Annotated in this window: 3 protein-coding genes; 1 reads left to right on the top strand and 2 read right to left on the bottom strand. The window is 45.0% G+C overall.

Translation table 11 applies throughout. The features are described from left to right. The first annotated feature begins 122 nt into the window (after positions 1-122). Positions 123-1,669 (top strand): IS3 family transposase gene (locus AC4MRQ_RS25105; protein WP_491200483.1). Its coding sequence is split into 2 segments (ribosomal slippage): positions 123-588 and positions 588-1,669, totalling 1,548 coding nucleotides; the frame shifts between segments, so codons are not numbered across the junction. Between the two features lie 183 nt (positions 1,670-1,852). Here AC4MRQ_RS25105 and AC4MRQ_RS25100 read toward each other — a convergent pair. After that, positions 1,853-3,565, bottom strand: a complete 1,713-nt coding sequence (locus tag AC4MRQ_RS25100; protein ID WP_491200482.1) for a transposase — start codon at positions 3,563-3,565, stop codon at positions 1,853-1,855. A gap of 316 nt (positions 3,566-3,881) precedes the next feature. Then, the coding region (locus AC4MRQ_RS25095) for a COR domain-containing protein (protein ID WP_491200481.1) at positions 3,882-4,306 on the bottom strand (425 nt) is incomplete at its 5' end.

The following is a 4,306-nucleotide window of genomic DNA, read 5'->3' as shown; positions in this document are numbered from 1 at the left end:
ACTTCATGATTCACAAGAACCGCTCAAAAGAAGCATTTTTGGCACTGGTTCAAGACCCCCTGTGTCAGGATAGATGTCGCCTCAATCGAAAAATGAACTTGGGGGCATTGAGGTGACTAAACATGGGATATTCTATCCAAGTCAAAGAGGCTGTGTTAAAAAAGGTTTTACAGGGAAATAAACCTCACCGTGAAATTGCTGCGGAGTATGGAATCGGCCGATCTACCATTGGAAAATGGTTAAGGCAATACAAACAGAACGAGAATGGAAACATCAATTTGAAATCAAAAGAGAAACGCCCCAAAGACTGGACTGCTGCTGAACGCCTGGATGCTTTGATTACAACTGGTTCAATGTCTCATGAAGAGCGGGCCACCTGGTGTCGTATGAAGGGAGTCTTCCCTCATCACCTTGATAAATGGAAAAAGGCTGCTGTTTCTGGGATGGAAGCGACAGGAAACAAAAAACAATCAGAAGCCGAAAAGCAACTGCGCAAAGAAAACTCATCGTTAAAGAGAGATCTATCTCGTAAGGAAAAGGCGTTGGCTGAAACAGCAGCATTGTTGGTCCTCAAAAAAAAAGCCCAGGCGATCTGGGGGGAGCCAGAGGAAGATTGATATCTTCTGAAGAAAAACAAACTGTTATGCAATTGATTTCAGAAGCTTGTAAATCGGGTGCCAGGAAAAGTAAGGCCGCCGGCTTGTTGGGACTGACGATCCGAACGCTCCAGCGTTGGGCAAAAAGTGGGATCACGGATAAACGAAAAGGCTCTCGTGCTGTCCCTGCTAACAAATTGTCAACAGAAGAGCAGAATGAAATTGTCAAAGTATTGAAATCTTCTGAATATGCTGGTTTAAGCCCGAATCAAATCGTTCCCAAGCTCGCGGACCAGGGAATTTACATCGGCTCGGAATCAACCATGTATCGACTTTTAAGGGCACTGAAGATGGACAAGCATCGCCAGGCCAGCAAGCCAAGCCTCCGCCACAACTCTGAAACACTGACTGCAATTGGCCCTAATCAGATATGGTCCTGGGATATCACCTATTTGCCATCAGTGGTTAAAGGCCAGTTCTTCTACCTTTACATGGTGATGGACCTCTACAGCCGTAAAGCTGTTGCCTGGCAGGTTTACGATTCTGAATGTGGGGAATTGGCCTCTGATTTAATAACGGATGCTTGTATCAGTGAAAAAATTGCCAAGGATCAGGTCACTTTGCATTCAGATAACGGTGCTCCAATGAAATCGGTAACAATGTTGGCCAAACTGCAGGATCTCGGTGTCATGCCTTCCTTCAGCAGACCCAGCGTCAGCAATGATAATCCTTTCTCAGAATCGTTGTTCAGAACTTTGAAGTACAGACCTGATTACCCAGAAGAACCATTTGAGAATATTTTTGAAGCCCGGAATTGGGCTCACCGCTTTGTAAGCTGGTACAATACGGTGCATCTCCATAGTAGCATTAAGTTTTTAACTCCTGATGATATGCATCGTGGGAAAGACACTGAAATATTAGAGAATCGGCGCAATGTTTATGCTGAGGCCTATTCTAAAAATCCCGAAAGGTGGTCTGGAAGAACCAGGAATTGGGAACCTATTGCAGAAGTCAGCTTGAAAAAATTTAACCGCAAGAAATTAAAGGATACTACCGACAAGAAGGCGGCATGAGTAGTCGGTGTTTTTTGGCACGGTAGAGCACAATTCCCTCATGGGCGAGAATGGGCCCTCATTTACCCGTCGGAGGTCATGAGGGGATTGTGCGGTAATATTGGAAAGCCGTTTAAAAAGGCGACAACTTGCTTGACATCCACCGTAACCGTCACAGGAATTTAAAAAGAGACACCTGATCGTTCACTTGAATTTCAAGTCAAGATTGACATTCCCCAACCAAGATATTTTTTTCGGTAACCGATTCCAAGGGGCGTTCCTCAGAATCGGATTATGTGCTCTTCTAGGGAAGGTGACCACAAGGCGGTCATCTTCAAGGGACACCAATCCTTTCCCTTTGACAAAATGCCGATAGACCTTTGCAGCATCACAATGCTCAAAACCCCGAAGTTTTTGCGCCAACATGCTGTAAAGCGTGTCAGCGATCATGGTCATGATCACATCGAAGTGCACTTTAGTCAGGATTGGTGAAGAAAGGGCGTTGAGGTTGAAAAATTTGACTGCCTCAGAGATAACGTTCTCTACCCGCCAACGACGTGCATAATCGCTGACTATTCGCTCTACCGGCGCTTCCATATCATTTGTGATCAAAAATGCCGGTCGGGCATGGCCGTTTCCGCGCATGATCACTTGGCGCAGAACGCCACTGTAACCATTCAGCTCAACCATAGACTCGTATACCTGGGGGTTTTGGTATTTACGCTTGGCATGGGCGATATGAATTCGCTGCCAAGGCCCGAGAGATTCAACATCTTTGATGAGCTTTTTGCCCCGGCGGCGCAGTGTAATAAATCGAACGCCTTGAGTGTTGAGCTGGGAAAGATTCGCGTAAGTGGTGAACTTGGAATCAAAGATCAACATGGGATCTACGCTACGTTGCGCCTTTTTCCAAAACGATAGAAACTCCAGGATCTGGTCGTCTGCTTCACTGCGTCGGATATCAGCGGCAGTGTACAAAATCAGCTTGGAATCAGCATCCTGGCTCACAAGGGTTAGTGCCCCTTTCATACGCTTGTTACGGGCACCGGCCCAGTGTCTTTGAAGCTCGGACTCGTCTCCGAAGTGAGGAATGGTATGGAAGTCCAGATTGATAACACTCTTATCGTAAAGCCCTATACGGTTTGCCTGCGCAACGAAAGCTTTTTGCAGCTTGTGCAGGTGAATGGCATCCAGCGAATAGGAATAGGTGGACATGGCCGTGCACTTGGGAAGCACGTTGAGCCCGGCAAACATTCCCAATCCGATGTCGAAGCTATGATCGCTAATGTGGGCAAACCGCTCGGTACCAATCAATTTCAGGGAAAGAAAAGAGAAAAAGTATTGCAGGGCTGGTATCATTTTGCTGCCGGGAAGACCAGCATCACTCACCACCTTGGGCAGGTTGAGTTTTTCAATGAACGGGGCAAAAAGGAATACACCTGCCGAATCGCAATCCACTTTTTGGGGCTTCCCAAGTTCGATTACTTGAGACACCTCTGGAAGACAGGCGCCCTGGGCTGTGAGTCCAATTTTAAGACGCGTTCTTCGGGGTAGCTTCTGGTAGCCTTCCTCAGCCAATACTCTTTCGACAGTGCGCACGGAGATTTCGATTCCGTCTTCGGAAAGAAGTTGTGTGATTTCTCCGGCCGAGAGCCGGTGCTCACGCCAGGAGCAAATTTTTTGTCTGGTGCTCATATCAACAGCCCGACGATTAACCTTGCCTTCCGGAACCGGTTCGGAAAAATCAATTTTGTCGTGGCTAAATTGATGGCGTAGAAGATTAATATAGCCCGGTGTATATCCGAAACGCTCCGCCACAACTTTGGCAGGAAGGCGTTCGACAAATGATGCCCGCAAAGCCTCATAGCGTCGCTGCCAATCATGGGAGGGGTTGAGGAAAAATTTTTCATTAGCCATACATATTCTTATATTTTATGACGCTTAAAATGTCAATAAAATTATTATTAAAATTTCAGTATTACAATATTTATCCAAAGAAAATACTCTGCAAATTTTGTGTTTTGTATTGAAATTATAGAGTTTTTCAACGATATGATTTTTAAGGGAGTGAGCGAAAAAATAATTTTCACTTCACGGGAGGAATGTATTATCCGTCATATCGTATAAGAATAGTGGGTGGGCTGTAGCACAGTTAGCGCTGCATCCACTTGATATTAAAGATTTTTTTAATGATCTTGCTGGCAAATTTGGTATTGGCTATTATATGGAAACGTTACGCGAAAATCGGTGTTAGTTCCAAAAGAAAACCGTGTCTATCCTTAGGAAACCTCGCTTTTGGAAGGATACGTTCCAGATCGTCAATATGCAGTTGGCCTTTGGATTCGTCTTTAACTTTGGGATCTTTGATAACAGCATAAACTCCATCCATAATCCATTGCGGATTGATGACATTGGTATCGATCAGACGTGGGTCATCTACAAAACTGACCACTGCACCAATCATACTAAGAAGTTTTAGATTTATTCTACGCTCTTCTTCTGGAAGATCTTTGATATATTCGAGATTTTCATACTTTTTATATGTGATAAAATCAGTTCCTTTAGCTCCGAGCTTTTCCAATTCTTCCTTAACCACAAACCATCCCGGTGGGCGTTGTTCGAAAACTCCCGGCATTATTCGTTTATCAGTTACCGTTG

Source organism: Carboxylicivirga sp. (assembly GCF_982718395.1).
Note: the sequence above shows the minus strand (reverse complement) of the source record. Positions and strands in the feature narration are given on the sequence as shown.

Bases quoted from the DNA above. Each gene is read 5' to 3' on its own strand.
- AC4MRQ_RS25100 (WP_491200482.1), bottom strand. From the start codon at position 3,565: ATGGCTAATGAAAAATTTTTCCTCAACCCCTCCCATGATTGGCAGCGA.